The 18809-nt window shown below is 31.3% G+C and carries 36 protein-coding genes; all 36 read left to right on the top strand.

Features of this window, described 5'->3' with window-relative positions; genetic code table 11:
- The first annotated feature begins 2 nt into the window (after window positions 1-2).
- The 36 genes from HGPB_RS06685 to HGPB_RS06510 all read left to right on the top strand — a co-directional run bounded on the left by HGPB_RS06685 (window position 3) and on the right by HGPB_RS06510 (window position 18679).
- On the top strand, window positions 3-1259 hold the full coding sequence (locus HGPB_RS06685) for an alkaline phosphatase family protein (RefSeq protein ID WP_019132923.1): 1257 nt from the start codon (window positions 3-5) through the stop codon (window positions 1257-1259).
- 536 nt (window positions 1260-1795) lie between these two features.
- Window positions 1796-2113 carry a 30S ribosomal protein S10 gene (gene rpsJ / locus HGPB_RS06680; RefSeq protein ID WP_019132922.1) on the top strand — a complete coding sequence of 106 codons (318 nt, stop codon included), beginning with the start codon at window positions 1796-1798 and terminating at the stop codon, window positions 2111-2113.
- 56 nt (window positions 2114-2169) lie between these two features.
- On the top strand, window positions 2170-2793 hold the full coding sequence (rplC, locus tag HGPB_RS06675; RefSeq protein ID WP_019132921.1) for a 50S ribosomal protein L3: 624 nt from the start codon (window positions 2170-2172) through the stop codon (window positions 2791-2793).
- 26 nt (window positions 2794-2819) lie between these two features.
- On the top strand, window positions 2820-3443 hold the full coding sequence (gene rplD, locus HGPB_RS06670; RefSeq protein WP_019132920.1) for a 50S ribosomal protein L4: 624 nt from the start codon (window positions 2820-2822) through the stop codon (window positions 3441-3443).
- Window positions 3443-3733, top strand: a complete 291-nt coding sequence (gene rplW, locus HGPB_RS06665) for a 50S ribosomal protein L23 (protein ID WP_019132919.1) — start codon at window positions 3443-3445, stop codon at window positions 3731-3733. The genes rplD and rplW overlap by 1 nt, the downstream gene beginning before the upstream one ends.
- A gap of 14 nt (window positions 3734-3747) precedes the next feature.
- Entirely contained in the window at window positions 3748-4581 is an 834-nt protein-coding gene (rplB, locus tag HGPB_RS06660; protein WP_019132918.1) for a 50S ribosomal protein L2, read from the top strand.
- Between the two features lie 13 nt (window positions 4582-4594).
- Window positions 4595-4879, top strand: coding sequence for a 30S ribosomal protein S19 (gene rpsS / locus HGPB_RS06655; protein ID WP_019132917.1), 285 nt, complete (start codon window positions 4595-4597; stop codon window positions 4877-4879).
- 16 nt (window positions 4880-4895) lie between these two features.
- Complete coding sequence (rplV, locus tag HGPB_RS06650; RefSeq protein WP_019132916.1) at window positions 4896-5231, top strand: 50S ribosomal protein L22; 336 nt, start codon at window positions 4896-4898, stop codon at window positions 5229-5231.
- Window positions 5232-5243: 12 nt separating this feature from the next.
- A complete protein-coding gene (rpsC, locus tag HGPB_RS06645; protein ID WP_019132915.1) occupies window positions 5244-5981 on the top strand; it encodes a 30S ribosomal protein S3 in 738 nt (245 codons plus the stop codon).
- Between the two features lie 24 nt (window positions 5982-6005).
- Window positions 6006-6437 carry a 50S ribosomal protein L16 gene (gene rplP, locus HGPB_RS06640; RefSeq protein WP_019132914.1) on the top strand — a complete coding sequence of 144 codons (432 nt, stop codon included), beginning with the start codon at window positions 6006-6008 and terminating at the stop codon, window positions 6435-6437.
- Window positions 6427-6633, top strand: coding sequence for a 50S ribosomal protein L29 (gene rpmC, locus HGPB_RS06635; RefSeq protein ID WP_019132913.1), 207 nt, complete (start codon window positions 6427-6429; stop codon window positions 6631-6633). Before rplP ends, rpmC begins: the two co-directional genes overlap by 11 nt.
- Before the next feature lie 6 nt (window positions 6634-6639).
- Window positions 6640-6894, top strand: coding sequence for a 30S ribosomal protein S17 (gene rpsQ, locus HGPB_RS06630; RefSeq protein WP_019132912.1), 255 nt, complete (start codon window positions 6640-6642; stop codon window positions 6892-6894).
- Window positions 6895-6915: 21 nt separating this feature from the next.
- A complete protein-coding gene (gene rplN / locus HGPB_RS06625) occupies window positions 6916-7284 on the top strand; it encodes a 50S ribosomal protein L14 (RefSeq protein WP_019132911.1) in 369 nt (122 codons plus the stop codon).
- Between the two features lie 12 nt (window positions 7285-7296).
- Window positions 7297-7605 (top strand): 50S ribosomal protein L24, encoded by a 309-nt coding sequence (rplX, locus tag HGPB_RS06620; RefSeq protein ID WP_019132910.1) that lies wholly within the window; start codon window positions 7297-7299, stop codon window positions 7603-7605.
- A gap of 11 nt (window positions 7606-7616) precedes the next feature.
- Window positions 7617-8159 carry a 50S ribosomal protein L5 gene (gene rplE / locus HGPB_RS06615; RefSeq protein WP_019132909.1) on the top strand — a complete coding sequence of 181 codons (543 nt, stop codon included), beginning with the start codon at window positions 7617-7619 and terminating at the stop codon, window positions 8157-8159.
- A 16-nt stretch (window positions 8160-8175) separates the two neighbouring features.
- On the top strand, window positions 8176-8361 hold the full coding sequence (locus tag HGPB_RS06610) for a type Z 30S ribosomal protein S14 (protein ID WP_019132908.1): 186 nt from the start codon (window positions 8176-8178) through the stop codon (window positions 8359-8361).
- A 33-nt stretch (window positions 8362-8394) separates the two neighbouring features.
- Complete coding sequence (gene rpsH / locus HGPB_RS06605) at window positions 8395-8790, top strand: 30S ribosomal protein S8 (RefSeq protein WP_019132907.1); 396 nt, start codon at window positions 8395-8397, stop codon at window positions 8788-8790.
- An 11-nt stretch (window positions 8791-8801) separates the two neighbouring features.
- The gene (rplF, locus tag HGPB_RS06600) at window positions 8802-9338 is read left to right on the top strand and encodes a 50S ribosomal protein L6 (protein WP_019132906.1); all 537 of its coding nucleotides are present in this window, start codon (window positions 8802-8804) and stop codon (window positions 9336-9338) included.
- 17 nt (window positions 9339-9355) lie between these two features.
- The gene (gene rplR / locus HGPB_RS06595) at window positions 9356-9718 is read left to right on the top strand and encodes a 50S ribosomal protein L18 (RefSeq protein WP_019132905.1); all 363 of its coding nucleotides are present in this window, start codon (window positions 9356-9358) and stop codon (window positions 9716-9718) included.
- A 13-nt stretch (window positions 9719-9731) separates the two neighbouring features.
- Window positions 9732-10238, top strand: a complete 507-nt coding sequence (rpsE, locus tag HGPB_RS06590) for a 30S ribosomal protein S5 (protein WP_019132904.1) — start codon at window positions 9732-9734, stop codon at window positions 10236-10238.
- A gap of 13 nt (window positions 10239-10251) precedes the next feature.
- Window positions 10252-10419 (top strand): 50S ribosomal protein L30, encoded by a 168-nt coding sequence (gene rpmD, locus HGPB_RS06585; RefSeq protein ID WP_019132903.1) that lies wholly within the window; start codon window positions 10252-10254, stop codon window positions 10417-10419.
- Window positions 10420-10432: 13 nt separating this feature from the next.
- Window positions 10433-10876, top strand: coding sequence for a 50S ribosomal protein L15 (gene rplO, locus HGPB_RS06580; RefSeq protein ID WP_019132902.1), 444 nt, complete (start codon window positions 10433-10435; stop codon window positions 10874-10876).
- Window positions 10876-12156: a preprotein translocase subunit SecY gene (gene secY / locus HGPB_RS06575; protein ID WP_019132901.1), complete on the top strand. Its 1281-nt coding sequence runs from the start codon at window positions 10876-10878 to the stop codon at window positions 12154-12156. Before rplO ends, secY begins: the two co-directional genes overlap by 1 nt.
- An 11-nt stretch (window positions 12157-12167) precedes the next feature.
- Window positions 12168-12812 (top strand): adenylate kinase, encoded by a 645-nt coding sequence (locus HGPB_RS06570; protein ID WP_019132900.1) that lies wholly within the window; start codon window positions 12168-12170, stop codon window positions 12810-12812.
- Between the two features lie 3 nt (window positions 12813-12815).
- Window positions 12816-13070 (top strand): KOW domain-containing RNA-binding protein, encoded by a 255-nt coding sequence (locus HGPB_RS06565; RefSeq protein ID WP_019132899.1) that lies wholly within the window; start codon window positions 12816-12818, stop codon window positions 13068-13070.
- 22 nt (window positions 13071-13092) lie between these two features.
- Window positions 13093-13311 (top strand): translation initiation factor IF-1, encoded by a 219-nt coding sequence (gene infA / locus HGPB_RS06560; protein WP_019132898.1) that lies wholly within the window; start codon window positions 13093-13095, stop codon window positions 13309-13311.
- 28 nt (window positions 13312-13339) lie between these two features.
- Window positions 13340-13453 (top strand): 50S ribosomal protein L36, encoded by a 114-nt coding sequence (gene rpmJ / locus HGPB_RS06555; protein WP_009221333.1) that lies wholly within the window; start codon window positions 13340-13342, stop codon window positions 13451-13453.
- A gap of 10 nt (window positions 13454-13463) precedes the next feature.
- Window positions 13464-13826 (top strand): 30S ribosomal protein S13, encoded by a 363-nt coding sequence (rpsM, locus tag HGPB_RS06550; protein ID WP_019132897.1) that lies wholly within the window; start codon window positions 13464-13466, stop codon window positions 13824-13826.
- Between the two features lie 13 nt (window positions 13827-13839).
- Window positions 13840-14235: a 30S ribosomal protein S11 gene (gene rpsK, locus HGPB_RS06545; protein ID WP_019132896.1), complete on the top strand. Its 396-nt coding sequence runs from the start codon at window positions 13840-13842 to the stop codon at window positions 14233-14235.
- A gap of 40 nt (window positions 14236-14275) precedes the next feature.
- Window positions 14276-15223 (top strand): DNA-directed RNA polymerase subunit alpha, encoded by a 948-nt coding sequence (locus HGPB_RS06540; RefSeq protein WP_019132895.1) that lies wholly within the window; start codon window positions 14276-14278, stop codon window positions 15221-15223.
- Window positions 15224-15233: 10 nt separating this feature from the next.
- Window positions 15234-15575 (top strand): 50S ribosomal protein L17, encoded by a 342-nt coding sequence (gene rplQ, locus HGPB_RS06535; protein ID WP_019132894.1) that lies wholly within the window; start codon window positions 15234-15236, stop codon window positions 15573-15575.
- A 572-nt stretch (window positions 15576-16147) separates the two neighbouring features.
- Window positions 16148-16924 carry a hypothetical protein gene (locus HGPB_RS06530; RefSeq protein ID WP_019132893.1) on the top strand — a complete coding sequence of 259 codons (777 nt, stop codon included), beginning with the start codon at window positions 16148-16150 and terminating at the stop codon, window positions 16922-16924.
- A 114-nt stretch (window positions 16925-17038) separates the two neighbouring features.
- Window positions 17039-17464 carry a hypothetical protein gene (locus tag HGPB_RS06525; protein ID WP_019132892.1) on the top strand — a complete coding sequence of 142 codons (426 nt, stop codon included), beginning with the start codon at window positions 17039-17041 and terminating at the stop codon, window positions 17462-17464.
- Window positions 17465-17493: 29 nt separating this feature from the next.
- Entirely contained in the window at window positions 17494-17646 is a 153-nt protein-coding gene (locus HGPB_RS08800; protein ID WP_019132891.1) for a hypothetical protein, read from the top strand.
- 312 nt (window positions 17647-17958) lie between these two features.
- A complete protein-coding gene (locus HGPB_RS06515; protein ID WP_019132889.1) occupies window positions 17959-18243 on the top strand; it encodes a hypothetical protein in 285 nt (94 codons plus the stop codon).
- Window positions 18244-18319: 76 nt separating this feature from the next.
- Window positions 18320-18679: a hypothetical protein gene (locus HGPB_RS06510; RefSeq protein WP_019132888.1), complete on the top strand. Its 360-nt coding sequence runs from the start codon at window positions 18320-18322 to the stop codon at window positions 18677-18679.
- The last annotated feature ends 130 nt before the right edge of the window (window positions 18680-18809 follow it).

Genomic DNA, 18809 nt, shown 5'->3' with positions numbered 1-18809 from the left:
ATATGAATAAATTAATAGTAATTTCACTAGATGCATTAGGAAATATTGACGAAGAAACTTATTCCAAAATGCCATTTTTAAGTAAGATGATAAAAAAAGGATCTTGGATAAAAAATTTAAAAACAATTTATCCAACAGTAACATACCCAATTCATACAAGTATGATTACTGGAGTTAGACCAATAGACCATGGAGTTGATAACAATCTTTTATTGCAACCAGAAAAACTCGCTATGGATTGGTTTTGGGATTATAAATATGTAAAAGTTGATAGTATATTTACTGCAGCTAAAAGAAAAGGATTAAAAATTGCTTCATTTTCATGGCCAGTAACAGTAAATGCAGACATAGATTATAATTTTCCAGAAATTGGAAATACTTATGGCATGGAATTTGCAGAATATGTATCAAGTCAATCAGACTCAAATTATATAAGAGAATTATTCCAAAACTTTGGCGAAGTAGACCCTGATCAGCAACCAGGCTATGATGAATTTTTAGCAAGATCTGCAGCCTACACTTTTAATAAATACAATCCAGATTTATTATTTCTACATTTAATAAATATAGATAGTAAAAAACACGTCTATGGCTCAAAACACCTAGCAGTTGACTACGCTATAAAAGATTTAGATGCAAGACTTGAAAGATTCTTCCAAGAAATTTCAAAAGAAAATAATTTAGATGATATAAATGTAGTGTTTATATCAGATCACTCTCAAATAGATGTATTTAAATCTATAAAAATTAATAAAATATTAGAAGATATGGATCTTTTAGAAGCAAATGAAGATGGTTCAACAAAAGACTACAAAGCTTTCTTCTTAACCAATGGTGGATCTGCAGCTCTCTACTTAAAAGATAAAGATGATAAGGAAACTTTAGAAAAAATAATAAATAAATTAAAAGAGCTAAATATAGAAGAAGTAGAAAAAATAATATATAAAGATGAAATAGAAAAACTTGGAGCATCAAAAGATGCAGTTCTATGGTTAGAAGCAAAAGAAGGATATATATTTGATTCTCAACTTGGAGAAAATTTAATTTCTAAAAATAATACTAAAAATCATGGTAACCACGGATATTTACCAGATAAAAATAATTACGATGCAATTGCTATCTGTGTAGGTCCTAACTTTAAAGAAGATACTATATTAGAAAAAGAAAGTATCTTAAACATAGCAGGAACTATAAACAAGGTAATGGATCTAGAGCTAGAATCAAAAAATAAAAACTATATAAAAGAAATTATAAAATAAACTACACCTTCCTATATATAATTAATATGATACAGTAAAAAGAGATGGGGCCACCATCTTTTTTTATTTGTAAAATTAAGCATATTAATAATGTATTTAAAAACTTAATATATTAATATAATAGAAGATAAAAGAATAAATTAAAAATATATAGGATAATAAAAGTTAGGAATTATAAAAAATTAAATAAAATATTTTCTTCCTATATATAATAGATAAAAAGGAGTAGAATTTAATTAAATAAAAAATATAAAAAATAAAAATAAAAAACTTAAAGAAATTTGTCAAATAGCCTTTACAAATGCTCAAGTCTTTTATATAATATTAAAGCGTTTGAAATAGATTAGTTGCGATGATTCTATAAGTTGCTTGTCTTTTGAGAGAAAAAGGAAGGCAAGGTAATTATGGATGAGAAGTCCCGGCTTGACCAGGGCGAGGTTATTTTTCTTTTTAAATGGCACTCAAGATACACCAGGGTGCGTTTATCAGTAACCTAAACTCGCAAATATGTTATTTATGCGAATAGGAGGGAAAGTATGTCAAATAATGGCAAACAAAAAATAAGAATTAAACTTAAAGCTTATGATTATGAACTATTAGATAATTCTGCTTCAAGAATAGTGGAAGCTGCAAAGCAAACAGGTGCGGTTGTTTCAGGACCTATACCACTACCAACAGAAAAGGAAATCATAACAATACTTAGAGCAGTTCATAAATATAAGGATTCTAGAGAACAATTCGAACAAAGAACACACAAACGTCTTATTGATATTGTAAATCCAAATCAAAAGACAGTAGATTCACTTATGAAACTCAACTTGCCAGCAGGCGTTGATATAGAAATTAAGCTATAATAATTGTTCTTTATAAGATTGCGCAGCAATCCGCTGTAAAAATTAGGAGGTAAATATTGAAACTATTAATTGGTAAAAAGATTGGTATGACTCAAATCTTTGACGAACAAGGTGTTGTTACTCCTGTAACAGTTATTGAAGCTGAACCTAATGTAGTAATTCAAAAAAAGACAGAGGAAGTAGATGGATATAACGCAATACAAGTAGCTACAGGTTATGTTAAAGAAAGAAGAGTTAATAAACCAATAAAAGGACACTTCGACAAAGCAGGTGTTGAATACAAGAAAAATATCAGAGAATTTAGAACTGACAACACTGATGAATATAACATTGGCGATGAATTAAAAGTAGATATATTCGAACAAGGACAATTCGTTGATGTTACTGGAAATTCTAAAGGTAAAGGAACTCAAGGTGTTATCAGAAGACACAACTTCGGTCGTGGTAGAGAAACTCACGGTTCAAAATTCCATAGAATGCCAGGTGGTATGAGTGCGGCAACTTATCCTGGAAGAGTTTGGAAGGGACATAGAATGGCCGGCAAAATGGGAAATGAAAGAGTTACAGTACAAAATCTTGAAATAATAAGAGTTGACTTAGATAAAAACCTAATTCTGATCAAGGGTGCAATTCCTGGACCTAAGAAAGGTACTGTTATCATTAAAAATACTGTTAAATAGAAAAGTAGTGAAAGGAGGGTGTTTTTATGCCTAACATTTCTGTTTTAAATATGGATGGTAAATCTGTAGAAGAAATTGAATTAAACAAAGAGATATTTGATATTGAAATAAATGAACATGCTGTTTATCTTGTTGTAAAAAATATCTTAGCTAATAAAAGACAAGGTACACACAGTGCAAAAACACGTGCAGAGGTACGTGGCGGTGGAAGAAAACCTTGGAGACAAAAGGGAACTGGCCGTGCAAGACAAGGTAGTATAAGATCTCCTCAATGGAGAGGTGGCGGAGTAGTGTTTGCTAAGAAACCAAGAGACTATTCCTATACAACACCTAAAAAAGTTAGAAGACTTGCTCTTAAGAGTGTTTTAACATCAAAAGCTCAAGAAAATGAAATAATCGTATTAGATGATTTCAAACTTGAAGAAGCAAAAACAAAGAATTTCAAAAAAGTTTTAGATAATGTAAATGCTAATAGAAAAGCTTTAGTTGTTATAGCTGATAATGATGAAAACATTAAAAGAGCTTCAAGAAATATGGAAAATGTAAAAACAACAATGGCTCAAAACATCAACGTATATGACATTTTAAAATACAACTCATTTGTAGTAACTAAAGATGCTTTGAAAGTTATTGAGGAGGTGTTCAATTAATGAATAAATTTGACATCATAAAAAGACCTATTATAACTGAAAAGAGTATGGACATCACAGAAGAAAAGAAATACACATTTGAAGTTGATAAAAACGCTACAAAACCTGAAATTAAAAAAGCGATAGAAGAAATTTTTGGTGTAGATGTTGAATCAGTGAACACTATGAATATGTATGGAAAGTTAAAAAGACAAGGCGTAAGTCAAGGAAGACGTCCTGCTTGGAAGAAAGCTATTGTAAAATTAAAAGAAGATTCAAAAGATATTGAATTCTTCGAAGGTATGGAATAATAAGGAGGAAAAAGATGGCAATTAGAGGATTTAAACCAACTTCTCCTGCATTAAGACAGATGACTGTCTCTACATTTGAAGAAATAACAAAAAAAGCTCCAGAAAAAAGCCTTACTGTAAGCTTAAAATCAAATGCCGGAAGAAACTCTTACGGTAGAATAACTTCAAGACATAAAGGTGGCGGAGTTAAAAGAAAATATAGAATTATTGACTTTAAAAGAGACAAAGACAATATACCTGCAAAAGTTGCAGCTATTGAATACGATCCATATAGAACAAGTTATATAGCACTACTTAATTATGCTGATGGTGAAAAAAGATATATACTTGCTCCAAATGGATTAAAAGTAGGAGACACAGTAGAATCAGGACAAGAAGCTGATATCAAAGTAGGTAATGCTCTAAGATTAGCAGATATACCTATTGGTACAACAGTTCATAACATAGAAATGTTACCTGGAAAAGGTGGACAAATTGCAAGATCAGCTGGTTCATCAGCTCAACTAATGGCTAAAGAAGGAAAATATGCACAACTTCGTTTACCATCAGGAGAGTTTAGACTAGTTTTACTAGAATGTAGAGCTACAGTTGGTCAAGTTGGAAACCTTACTCATGAATTAGTAGTTTTAGGTAAAGCTGGTAAATCAAGATATCTAGGAAAAAGACCTCACGTAAGAGGTTCAGCAATGAACCCAGTAGATCACCCTCATGGTGGTGGGGAAGGTAGAACTCCTATAGGTAGACCTTCACCAGTAACTCCTTGGGGTAAACCAACACTTGGACTTAAGACTAGAGCTAAGAACAAAAAATCTAACATGTATATAGTTAGAAGAAGAAAGACTAAATAAGGGGAGGTAAATAATGAGTAGATCAGTTAAAAAAGGTCCTTTTGCAGATGAACATCTGTTAAAAAAAGTAGACGCTTTAAACGCAACAAACGACAAGAAAGTTATCAAAACTTGGTCTCGCCGCTCCACTATATTTCCTGAAATGATATCACACACAATAGCAGTGTATGACGGCAGAAAGCATGTTCCTGTATATATAACAGAAGATATGGTAGGACACAAATTAGGAGAATTTGCACCTACAAGACTTTTCAGGGGACATACAGCTAAAAGTGAAAAGACCACTGATGTAAAGTAAAAGAAAGGGGAAAATAATGCAAGCAAAAGCAGTTGCAAAATATGTTAGAATTTCACCATTAAAAGTGAATTATATTTGCGCAGAAATTCGTGGCAAACAAGTAGATGAAGCCCTTTCTATGTTAAAGTTCACTCCTAAGAAAGGAGCAAGAGAACTTTACAAGGTGCTTAACTCTGCAGTAGCTAACGCTGAAAATAATTTAAATTTAAATAGAGATAATTTATATGTAGCTAAGGCATATGCCAATGACGGTCCAACAATGAAAAGATTCCGTCCAAAAGCTAAAGGTACGGCTTATCCGATATTAAAAAGATCAAGCCATATTGGCGTAGTAGTTGCAGAAGCTGAATAAGGAGTGTGAATAATGGGCCAAAAAGTTAATCCACACGGACTACGTGTTGGCGTAATTAAAGACTGGGATTCTAAATGGTTTGCCAATAAAAAAGATTTCGCAGAATTATTATTGGAAGATAACAAAATCCGTAAATATGTAAAAGAAAAATTATACACAGCTGGTATTTCAAAAATTAATATTGAAAGAGCCTCTAAAAAGGTTAAGATTTCAATTTATACAGCTAAGCCTGGAATGGTAATAGGAAGAGGCGGAGCTGGAGTTGAAGAGTTAAGAAAAGAACTTGAAAAACTTACTGGCAAAAGTGTTGTTATAAATGTAGAAGAAATTAAAGTTCAAGATTTAGAAGCACAACTTGTTGCTGAATCAATTGCTGAATCACTTGAAAGAAGAGTTTCATTCAGAAGAGCAATGAAACAAGCAATTCAAAGAACAATGAGAGCTGGAGCAAAAGGTATTAAAACATCTGTTTCAGGTCGTGTTGGTGGTGCTGACATGGCAAGAACTGAAGGATATTCAGAAGGAACAATTCCTCTTCAAACAATAAGAGCTGATATAGACTATGGATTTGCAGAAGCAGATACAACTTATGGAAAGCTTGGAGTAAAAGTTTGGTTATATAAGGGTGAAGTTCTTCCAGAAATAAAAGAAAACAGAAAAAGAAACAACAGAAGAAGACCACAAAACAGAGATAACAGAAACAACAGAGCTCCTAGAAGAAATCAAAGAAATAAGAACGAAAACAGATAATCTGACGAGAGGAGGAAAACAGTCATGTTAATGCCTAAAAGAGTAAAGTACCGTAGAGTGCACAGAGGCAGAATGAAAGGTAAAGCACAACGTGGAAACACGCTTACCTATGGTGAATATGGGCTACAAGCTCTAGAACCAGCTTGGATTACTTCAAATCAAATAGAAGCAGCACGTCGTGCTATGACTAGATATATAAAAAGAGGAGGAAATATTTGGATCAAAATATTTCCAGATAAGCCAGTAACAGAAAAACCTGCTGAAACTCGTATGGGTTCTGGTAAAGGTGCTCCTGAATATTGGGTGTCTGTAGTAAAACCAGGCCGTATTATGTTTGAAATGAGCGGTGTTTCAGATGAAATAGCAAGAGAAGCAATGAGACTTGCAGCAATGAAACTTCCAATCAAATCAAAAATTGTTATGAGAGAAAAGGATGGTGAATCAAATGAAGACTAAAGAAATTCGCCAAATGTCAAGTGAAGAATTAGTAAACAAAGTAAATGATTTAAAAAACGAATTATTTAATTTAAGATTTAGACTAGCAACAGGTCAACTTGACAATCCAGCAAGTATTAAATTATTAAAAAAAGATATAGCAAGAGTTAAAACTGTCCTCAGAGAACGTGAACTAGAAGTGGGAAAGGAGGCTTAATAGACCATGCAAAGAAATTCAAGAAAAACTGAAATAGGAACAGTAATCAGCGATAAGATGGAAAAAACTATCACTGTAGCTGTTGAAACATTTGTAACTCATCCCATTTATAAAAAAAGATTTAAAAAGACTACTAAATTTAAAGTTCATGATGAAAACAATGAAGCAAAATTAAACGATAAAGTAAAAATCATGGAAACAAGGCCACTAAGTAAGGACAAGAGATGGAGATTAGTAGATATTATTGAGAAAGCTAAATAATTTCTAGAAGGAGGTAAGCTCATGATTCAACAAGAAACAAGACTACATGTTGCTGATAATTCCGGAGCTAGAGAACTACTTGTAATAAAAGTACTTGGTGGTACAAACAGAAAAGTAGCTAATATCGGTGATATAGTTGTTTGTTCTGTAAAACATGCAATTCCTGGTGGAGTTGTAAAAAAAGGTTCAGTAGTTAAGGCCGTAATTGTTAGAACAAATAAAGGAATTAGCCGTAAAGACGGATCATATATAAGATTTGATGAAAATGCAGCAGTTATAATAAAGGATGACAGAAGTCCGGTAGGAACTCGTATCTTTGGACCTGTTACCAGAGAACTAAGAAGTGGAAATTTCATGAAGATAATTTCACTTGCACCGGAAGTTCTTTAATGGGAGGTAAATATGCGTATTAAAAAAGGTGATACTGTAAAAGTGATTGCCGGAAAAGACAAAGGAGCTACCGGTAAAGTACTAAAAACCTTTCCTAAACAACATAAAGTAATTGTAGAAAAGGTAAATATGGTTACAAAACATATAAAACCAAGAGGACCTCAACAAGCAGGCGGAATAGAAAAACAAGAAGCTGCTATTGATGTTTCAAATGTAGCATACTTTGATTCAAAATCAGGCAAGACTACAAAACTTGGTTATAGAATAGAAGATGGAAAGAAAATCAGATTTAAAAAATCTGACAACGAAGCTATAAAGTAAGGAGGTAGAATATGACTTCAAGATTAAAAGAAAAGTATGATAATGAAGTAGTAAGCTATCTACTTGAAAAATTCGAATATAAAAGCATAATGGAAGTTCCTAAACTTGAAAAAGTTGTAATAAACATAGGATTAGGAGAAGCTAAAGACAATCCTAAGAGTCTTGAATCAGCTATTGAAGACCTTACTTTAATATCAGGTCAAAAGCCAGTTGTTACAACAGCAAGAAAATCAATTGCGAACTTCAAGTTAAGAGAAGGAAATAAAATTGGTGTTAAAGTAACTCTACGTGGCGAAAGAATGTATGATTTTCTTGACAAACTAATGAATATTGCTCTTCCAAGAGTAAGAGACTTTAGAGGTGTAAAATCTACAGCATTTGATGGTAGAGGAAATTATGCACTAGGTTTAAAAGAACAATTGATATTTCCTGAAATAGAATATGACAAAGTAGATGCTATAAGAGGTATGGATATATCAATTGTCACAACAGCTAAGACAGATGAAGAAGCTAAAGCTTTCCTTGAAAAAATGGGAATGCCATTTGAAAAGTAATTAGGGGGAAACACTTGTGGCAAAAAAATCAATGATAGCAAAACAAAAAAGAAAAGCTAAATATAAATCAAGAGAATACACTAGATGTAACATATGTGGTAGACCACATTCTGTATTAAAAAAATATGGTATCTGTAGAATTTGTTTTAGAGAATTAGCATATAAAGGACAGATTCCAGGTGTGAGAAAAGCAAGTTGGTAATTATTACCATTAGCAGGAAGGGAGGCAAATAATATGATGACAGACCCAATTGCAGATATGCTTACTAGAATTAGAAATGCTAATAATGCAAAACATAAATCTGTTGATATTCCGGCTTCAAATATTAAAAAGCAAATATCCGAAATTCTATTAAGAGAAGGATATATTAAAAATTACGAAGTAATAGATGATGACAAACAAGGAATAATTAGAATTGATATAAAATACGGCGAAAACGACGAAAAAGTTATTAGTGGTTTAAAGAGAATTTCTAAACCTGGCCTTAGAGTATATGCAAAAAATAGTGAAGTGCCTAAAGTTCTTGGCGGACTTGGCATTGCAATTATTTCAACTTCAAAAGGAATAATTACTGACAAAGAAGCTAGAAACTCTAATGTAGGTGGAGAAGTAATCTGCTACGTTTGGTAATAGGAGGAAATATGTCTAGAATAGGTAAAAAACCAATCGAGATCCCAAACGGTGTAGATGTAAAAATACAAGATAATACAGTAACCGTAAAGGGACCTAAGGGAGAATTAACACAAAGCTTTAGCCCTAAATTAAATATCAGCAAAGAAGATTCAGAAATTGTTGTTACTAGACCAGATGATACAAAAGAATCAAAATCACTACACGGCTTAGTAAGAACATTGATCTATAATATGGTTGTTGGTGTTACTGAAGGCTATAAAAAAGAATTAGAAATTGTTGGTACTGGTTATAGAGCAGCAAAAAGTGGTAAAAAACTAGCTTTAACTTTAGGATTTTCTCATCCACTAGAACTTGAAGATCCAGCAGGAATTGAAGTTGAAGTTCCTGAGCCAACAAGAATCATAATAAGCGGCATAGACAAACAAAAAGTTGGTCAATATGCAGCAAATATAAGAAGATATAGAGAACCTGAACCATACAAGGGTAAAGGTATTAAGTATGTAGATGAACATATAAGACGTAAAGTAGGAAAGACAGGTAAGTAAGGAAGGAGTAAATAAAAGTGTTAAAGAAAATTGATAGAAATGCAAGCAGAATAAAAAGACACAAGAGAATCAGAAATAAAATCTCCGGAACAGAATCTTGCCCAAGACTTTCAGTTTACAGATCTAGTGCGCATATATATGCACAAATTATAGATGATGAAAACGGAAGAACTTTAGCACAGGCTTCAACACTTGATAAATCATTAGGACTTGAAAGTACAAAAAATATTGAAGCAGCTAAAGAAGTAGGAAAGTCAGTAGCACAAAGAGCTCTTGATGCTGGTATCAAAGAAGTAGTATTTGATAGATCTGGATATGTTTATCATGGACGTATCAAAGCATTAGCAGATGCAGCTAGAGAAGCAGGACTACAATTCTAAGAAGGAGGGGAAAATGGAACGTTCATTAATTAATGCACAAGAGTTGGATCTTGAAGAAAGAGTAGTAGCAATTAACAGAGTAGCAAAAGTAGTTAAAGGTGGTAGAAACTTTAGATTTTCAGCTCTAGTAGTTGTTGGCGATAGAAACGGTCATGTTGGTGTAGGAACAGGTAAAGCACTAGAAGTTCCTGAATCAATAAGAAAAGCAACACAAGATGCAAAAAAACATTTAATTAAAGTAAATTTATTAAATACAAGTATCCCTCATGAAGTAACTGGAGTAGTTGGTGCGGGAAGAGTATTTTTAAAACCAGCCCCTGAAGGAACAGGAGTAATTGCTGGTGGAGCAGTACGTGCTGTATGCGAACTTGCAGGAATTTCAGATATACGTACAAAAAATATAGGATCTAACAATCCTAGAAATATTGTGAATGCAACTATTAAAGGTCTATCAGAACTTATGACAGTTGAATCAGTTGCAAGACTTAGAAATAAGCCAGCAAATGAAATTTTAGGATAAGGGAGTAAGAACTATGAAAATAAAATTAGTAAAAAGCCCTATTGGTAAAATTAAAACTCATAAGAGAACAATTAAAGCATTGGGATTAAATAAAATAGGACAAGTTGTAGAACACGAAGACAATCCTCAAATAAGAGGAATGATAAAACAAGTTTCTTATATGCTTGAGATAACTGAATAAGGAGGTGTAAACATTGAAATTACACAATCTAAGACCAGCTGAAGGTGGAGAAGTCAAATCTAAGAAAAGACTTGGTAGAGGTATTGGGTCAGGACTTGGTAAAACTTCTGGAAAAGGACACAAAGGACAAAATGCTAGATCAGGTGGTGGAGTAAGACCAGGATTTGAAGGGGGTCAAATGCCTTTATTTAGAAGACTTCCTAAGAGAGGTTTTACTAATGTATTCAAAAAAGAATATGATGTAGTTAATGTTTCTGATTTAAGCAAATTTGAAGACGGAGCAGAAGTTACACCTGAAATACTAAAAGATATGGGAATTATTAAAAATAAAAAAGATGGCTTAAAGATCCTAGGAAATGGTGAAATTAGCTCAAAAATCACAGTAAAAGCTAATAAATTTTCTAAATCAGCTGTAGAAAAAATAGAAGCGGCTGGAGGAAAGGCAGAGGTGATCTGATGATTTCCACATTTAGGAATGCTTGGAAGATACCATCTTTACGTAAAAAGATGCTATTTACATTAGCTATGTTGTTGATATATAGACTTGGATCTCATATAACAGTACCGTTTATGAATTCATTAGCAATATCACAACTATATAGTGACTCTGGCGGAACAGTATTCTCTTTACTTGACCTAATGTCAGGGGGTAACTTTAGTAAATTTACAATATTTGCAGCTAATATATATCCATACATCACATCATCCATTATTATTCAATTATTAACAATTGCTATTCCTTCACTAGAAGCTCTTTCAAAAGAAGGAGAGACAGGAAGAAAGAAAATTGCAAAATACACAAGATATCTTGCAATCGTAATAGCATTTATTCAAGCTATTGGATATTCATTTGGATTCTTCGGTGAAGCTGTTGTGGCAACAACAATACTTGAAAAATCAGTTGTTGTATTGTCAATAGTTGCAGGTACAGCAGTTTTAATTTGGATTGGAGAACAAATAACAGAACATGGAATTGGAAATGGTATATCATTATTGATATTTGCAGGTATAGTATCAAGATTCCCAGCAGATATAGTAAAATCTTTTGCGATAGTAAATGCTGGTATGGCAAATCCAATATTCTTAATACTATTTTTAATAATAGCTATAGCTATTGTAGTATTTGTAGTATTGCTAAATGAAGGAGAAAGAAGAATCCCTGTACAATATGCAAAAAGAGTAGTTGGTAGAAAAATGTACGGCGGACAATCAACTCACATACCTGTAAAAGTATTAATGAGTGGTGTTATGCCTATAATCTTTGCCAGTTCAATAGTTGCAATTCCAGCAACAATTGCTCTATTTACAAAAAATGAATCGACAGTAAGAACAATAGAAAAATATTTCACTGTAGAGGGAGTACCTGGAACTATATATTATGTTGTATTTACTGTTTTATTAATAGTATTCTTCACATATTTCTATACAGCAATACAATTTAATACTGTTGAATATTCTAAGAACTTGCAACAAAATGGAGGTTTTATTCCTGGAATAAGAGCAGGAAAACCTACATCAGATTATCTACAAAGAACAGTTAATAGATTATGTCTACCAGGAGCAATTGCACTAGCAATACTAGCAGTGCTTCCAGTATTTTTAACAAAGATTTCCAACCTACCGTTTAACTATGGTGGAACATCTATGATAATAGTAGTTGGAGTTGTTCTTGAAACAACAAGAGTACTTGAACAACAAATGCTTATGAGACATTACAAAGGATTTCTTAACAAATAGGAGATAAACAAATGAAGTTAGTAATATTAGGACCTCCAGGAGCAGGTAAGGGAACTCAAGCAGAATTTATAATAAACAAATATAATATACCTCATATCTCAACTGGAGATATATTTAGAGAAAATATAAAGAACAACACAGATTTAGGAAAAGAAGCAAAATCATACATGGATAAAGGTTTACTAGTTCCAGATGAAGTCGTAATAAAGATTGTTCAAGAAAGAATCTCAAGAGATGATTGTAAAGATGGATTTTTATTAGATGGATTTCCAAGAACAGTAACTCAAGCTGTTAGCCTTGATGCTCAACTTGATAAATTAAACACAAAACTTGATAAGGTAATAAATATAGACGTAGATCAAAGCATATTAGTAGATAGAGCCGTAGGCAGAAGAATATGCAAGACTTGCGGAGCAACTTATCATGTAAAATACAATCCACCAAAAGTGGAAGGTGTTTGTGATAAAGATAATACACCACTTATCCAAAGAGATGATGATGTAAAAGAAACTGTAGAAAATAGAATTAAAGTTTATTTGGATCAAACAGTTCCTCTTCTAGACTACTATGTAGCTCAAGAGCTATTAGTAAATGTAGACGGATCAAAAGATATAAAAGAAGTATCCGAAGAAATAGTAAAAGGTTTAGAAAACTAATTTATGGATAATACTTTTTTTATAAAGGTAGGCCAAATAGTTAAATCAAAAGCTGGTAGAGATTCAGGAAAGGTATTTATTATAAAAGATATTCTTGATCAAGACTATGTAGCTATAGTTGATGGAAAGCTAAGAAAATTAGCAAAACCAAAGAAAAAAAAGATTAAACATCTGATGATTTATAAAGATATAATAAATATAGAAAATGCAGATATTAATGATTCTTATATTAGAAATAAATTAAAAGACTATAGTTAAGTAATGAAAGGGGAAAATTTTAGTGGCTAAAGAAGATGTAATTGAAGTCGAAGGCGAAGTTGTTGAAGCACTGCCAAATACAGTTTTTAAAGTAAAACTTGAAAATGGTCATATAATTCTAGCCCATATTTCAGGAAAATTAAGGATGAATTATATTAGAATACTTCCAGGAGACAAAGTAAAAGTTGAATTATCACCTTATGATTTAACAAGAGGAAGAATTACCTGGAGAAAGAAATAAACAATCCTAAATTATAGGAGGGATAATTATGAAGGTTAGACCATCTGTAAAAAAGATGTGCGAAAAATGTAAGATTATAAAGAGAAATGGTCGAATTATGGTCATTTGTGAAAATCCAAAGCATAAACAAAGACAAGGATAAGGAGGCTATAATGGCAAGAATTGCTGGTATTGACTTACCCAGAGAAAAACGCGTTGAGATTGGTCTTACTTATATATATGGAATAGGCAGAAGCAGAGCACAAGAAATTCTTAGAAATGCTGACGTTGATTTTGATACAAGAGTAAAAGACCTAACAGAATCTGAACTTGCAAAAATAAGAGAAGAAATAGATAAGTATCACGTAGAAGGAGATCTACGTAGAGATGTAGCAATGAATATCAAAAGACTTAGAGAAATTAATTGCTACAGAGGACAAAGACATAAAAAAGGACTTCCAGTAAGAGGTCAAAAAACAAAAACTAATGCTAGAACTAGAAAAGGTCCTAAGAAATTAGTTTCAAAGAAAAAGTAAGGGAGGGTAGATAATGGCTAAGAAACAAAAAGCAACACGTGCAAGAAGAAGAGAACGTAAAAATATTGAAAAAGGTCAAGCTCATATTTCTTCAACATTCAATAACACAATGGTTACACTAACAGATATGAGTGGTAATGTAATTTCATGGTCTAGTGCTGGAGCACTTAACTTTAGAGGTTCAAGAAAATCTACACCTTTCGCTGCACAAGAAGCAGCTGAAGCAGCTGCAACAAAAGCTAAAGAACATGGACTAAAAACAGTTGAAGTATATGTAAAAGGACCAGGATCAGGAAGAGAAGCTGCGATAAGATCACTTCAAGCTTCAGGACTTGAAGTAACAATGATTAAGGATATTACACCAATTCCACATAATGGTTGTAGACCACCTAAACGCAGGAGAGTTTAATTATTTACACTCCTAATAACCCATAAAGGAGGGTAAGTCAATGATAGAAATTGAAAAGCCTAGTATTGAGATAGAAGAATTAAATGAATCTGGAACATATGGAAAATTTGTAGTAGAACCATTAGAAGGTGGATTCGGTATTACAATAGGGAATTCTCTTAGAAGAGTACTTTTATCATCTCTTCCTGGTGCTGCAGTATCCGTTATAAAAATTAGGGGAGTAGAACACGAATTTTCTACAATTCCAGGTGTATTTGAAGATGTACCTCAAATAATTTTAAACATTAAAGAATTAGTTATAAATTATGATGGTGACGAAGATGTTAAAGTTATCGTTGAAAAAAAAGGTGAGGGAGAAATCAAAGCTTCTGATCTAAAAGCAGAAGTGAATTTAGATATAATTAATCCTGACCACCATATAGCTACTCTTAATGAAGATGCTGATGTTTATATGGAACTAACAATTAAAAAAGGTAGAGGATATGAACCTTCAGAACTTAAAAAAGATGAAAGTGCTGAAATCAGTATAATACCTATCGACTCAAACTATACACCAGTTAGAAAAGTAAACTGGAAAGTTGAGAGCACAAGAGTTGGTCAAAGAACAGACTTTGATAAACTTATATTAGAAGTTTCAACAGATGGTTCTATGGCTGCAGATGAAGCAGTATCACTTGCCGCTAAGATTTTAACAGAACATCTAAACTTATTCGTTGGTTTAACAGAACATGCTAACGAAGTAAACATCATGGTTGAAAAAGAAGAAGATCAAAAAGAAAAAGTTCTTGAAATGACAGTTGAAGAGCTTGATCTATCAGTAAGATCTTTTAACTGTTTAAAAAGAGCAAACATCAATACAGTTGATGAACTGATGCAAAAAACTCAAGAAGAAATGATGAAGGTAAGAAACCTAGGTAAAAAATCTTTAGAAGAAGTAGAAAATAAACTCGCTGAATTAGGATTAAGTTTGAAGAAAGAAGACGAATAAGGGGGTAAAAATGGCAACATTAAGAAAACTTGGCCGTCCAAGTGCTCATAGAAAAGCAATGCTTAGAAACCTCGTAACATCTTTACTTAGAGAAGAAAGAATTATTACAACCGTTTCAAGAGCAAAAGAAACTCAAAGAATGGCTGAAAAAATGATAACTCTTGGTAAACGTAACAATTTACATGCAAGACGTCAAGTACTTGCCTACATTTATGATGAAGATGTAGTAACAAAATTATTTACTGAAATAGCACCAAAGTATGAAGAAAGAAATGGTGGATATACAAGAGTAATAAAACTTGGCAGTCGTCGTGGAGATGGAGCAGAAAAAGCAATACTTGAATTAGTATAAGAGAAGTCCTAAAGGGATTTCTCTTTTTTTTATAAAGCCCTGCTATTTAAAAATAGCAGGGTTTTATTTTTTTAATTCAGAGAGATTCATTTTGTTTTATTTTTTTAATTCAGAGAGATTCATTTTGTTTTATTTTTTTAATTCAAAGGGATTCATTTTGTTTTAATTTGCTAGCAAGATAAAATTCATATAAATTCTATGATATAATGCACTTGAAGGTTAGAAACTGTAACACGAAAAGAGTAAATTATGAAGAAGTTTTTTGTAGTTTAATGATGGCTTTATTAATTTTTTCTTCTGCTAGTCCGACTTTTGCTGACTCAAGAGATTTATATTGTGAAAATATAATAGAAGATTAGAAATTTATCAGTATTACAAGAGATGATCCTTAAAAGCCATTCCATAATAGATAAAAATGGAATAAAATAAATTACTAGTGAAGAATTAGAAATCTCCAAATAGGAAAAGCTGGGGTAGTGGTGAGATTATCAAATGTTTTTGTCACAATAACTTTTGCTAGTAAGCTATTTATATCTACAGACTGGAAAAACCTTTCAAGATAGGTGATTTTTTTGCTTAAAGAAATATTATTAGAAGACTTTGCTAAAATCCACAAAAAGAACAATGCTTTTAATTATAAACTTATTGATTTGCCCAAAGATATTGGTCTTAAAAATTTTAGAGATTTAAAGATTTCTAAAGATAAGATTAAAAAAATAATTAAGGATAATATTAGTGTTCAGTTTGCCTTGGCAAATCTTCTTGAAAGAAGATTTTATATGCCAGAAGATGTAAAAGCTTCTACCGCAAGTATAAATTCTTTTTCTATGAATAATTTGTCTATAAAAGACCAGGAAATTTTTAAATTAATATTTGAAAAAATAACGATCAATCATCTTTTAGATGCTAGAGGAAAGATTCATGAAAATTTTGAAATATATGATATTCCTGATGAGATCATGGATATTTTTAAAGATATGGTCTTAAATGATGAAATAAATCATTACATAAAATATTTTTTTGTCGATAAGCCTAATATAAATTCAAATATATCTGAAGACCTTCCTAAGTATTATAAATACTATAGCTTAGACTCTGTTAAGGATGATAATTTTCATATTAGTGATCCTTTTGCTAGTTACCTATCTTATTTGATAGAGGATACAGGCCACTATCCGATAAATGTTGTTAGAATGATAGATGACTTAAAAGATAATGATTTTTTAAATCTTATGGTTAATAAGTATGATATTTTAATCATAGAGTATAGACATTGTGAAGAAAATAATATATATGCTGGTACAAATGATTGTCCTGTAAGGATTGATTTTTTTAAAAGACATATGTAATTTAAAGTAAAAACAATTCACTTCGCCTTAATTTGATAGCAAGATAAAACAAAGGTAAATTCTATGATATAAGATATTCGAAAATTATAACTTGTAACATGGAATGAGTAAATTATGAAAAAAGTTATTTGTTTATTGTTGGTAGCTTGTATTTTATTTTCTGGGCAGTCTATTATTTTTGCTTCAAATATCTATTCAACACATTCAACAGATGAAGAACGTTATATTGAAAATATTATGGAGATTGATGAAAAAGATGGATATGAAAGCTATGACATCTATTATAATTCAGATGAAAGAGGCGTTATACAAAAAGATAGAGATGGTAATATTGTAGAGGTTTATGTGTATAACTATAATGATGATTCTGTTTATTTAGAAAAATCAGGAATTAAACTTGAAAATATATCTAAAAACAGTGAAAATTCAGATTCATATGGTTTGAGAGATTGTAGATATGGTGGGAGTATAGATATTACGCTTGAGCAAATCTGTAAAGCGGCAGGAAGGACAATAGCTATAGATCACTTGTTGGCTTAATTTTAGTACTTTCTGGTGGAACTGTACTAATGACTGTGAATGTAGTTCATGAAATTAGAAAAGCTTTGCTGTCTCTAGCTCTCGAATGGTGCCCATCGAATCATGGAGTAATAATAAATTATGATAGGTGTTGGGCAAAAAATGTAGAAGATCAGATTGTTATGAAGGATATTTTGGTATAGAAATAAGGAGTTATAGTATTTATTAGGAGTATTATGATAGAAATCTCTAAACTTAGAAAGAAAATTTTAATTTTATATACAATTAGCTTAGTATTCCAATTTTTTATTGCAAATAATTTTTTTATGGAAAAAAGGTTTAGCCCCTTATTTATTTTTTATATTTTTTATGGGCTTGTGTATTTTTTCTATATTCTAAAAAATAAGAAACAATTGATGGAAGAAAGTATATTTTATATATTTTTATACCAAGCTATTCTATTTTTAATTCTATACATAATTAGTTTGATTTTTTCGATGTAGGGATGATTTAAAATGAAAGTGAGTAAAGAATTTATATTTAATTTTATTGCGGTAAATACAGTGCTTTTTGTATTTGCTGTAAGTAATTACTTGGATAAATATTTTAAAATAAATCCAGCTTATATAGCTTATTATAGAATTTATAAGGACATATTTTCTCTTATCCTAACTATTTTTTATATAGGCTTTATATTTAAGAATAAAGGCAGAAAGAAAAAATCATCATTAATTTTTGATATATTAATACTTCTAATTTTAATAACAATAACATTTTCAAGACTTTCATATTACTTTTAATAAAGTAATTTTTATAAAGCTTTACTTTGTATTATATAAACAATTACAATGTTTTTTTGAGGAGCTAACATATATAATGGAAAATTATATTTTTAATAAATCAAATTATGGAACTATCATATTTACCATAATTTTTATAATAATAGCTATAAAAGATTATAGAAAAAGCCAGTGGAAGTATCTCTTATTAGATTTGATTTTAGTCAGCCTGGTAAAATACTTTATCCCAATTTTAGTCTTAGCCCCAGGCCTTATGAAGCTTTTCTTATTAGATTATGGCAGGGGGATGAGTGATACTTTTATTTATTCTATAGTCTTAGTTGATATTATTTCGCTTGCGGGCGGAATATTTGCCTATAAGAAAGAAAAGTATAAAATCCTTTTATTCTTAATATTTTTAAGTCTTTTATACCAATACATAAGCATATTATTTTAAATTAAAAAGATCAGAGAAAATTTGATATGTACCCTCTTTACTGGACATCCAGTAAGGAGGGTATTTTTATGAAATATAGTTATGAATTTAAAAAAGAATGTGTACAGTTGTATAGAGAAGGTAAATGGTC

The sequence above is a fragment of the Peptoniphilus obesi ph1 genome, assembly GCF_000311865.1.
GTDB classification, from domain to species: Bacteria; Bacillota; Clostridia; order Tissierellales; family Peptoniphilaceae; genus Peptoniphilus_E; species Peptoniphilus_E obesi.
Note: the sequence above shows the minus strand (reverse complement) of the source record. Positions and strands in the feature narration are given on the sequence as shown.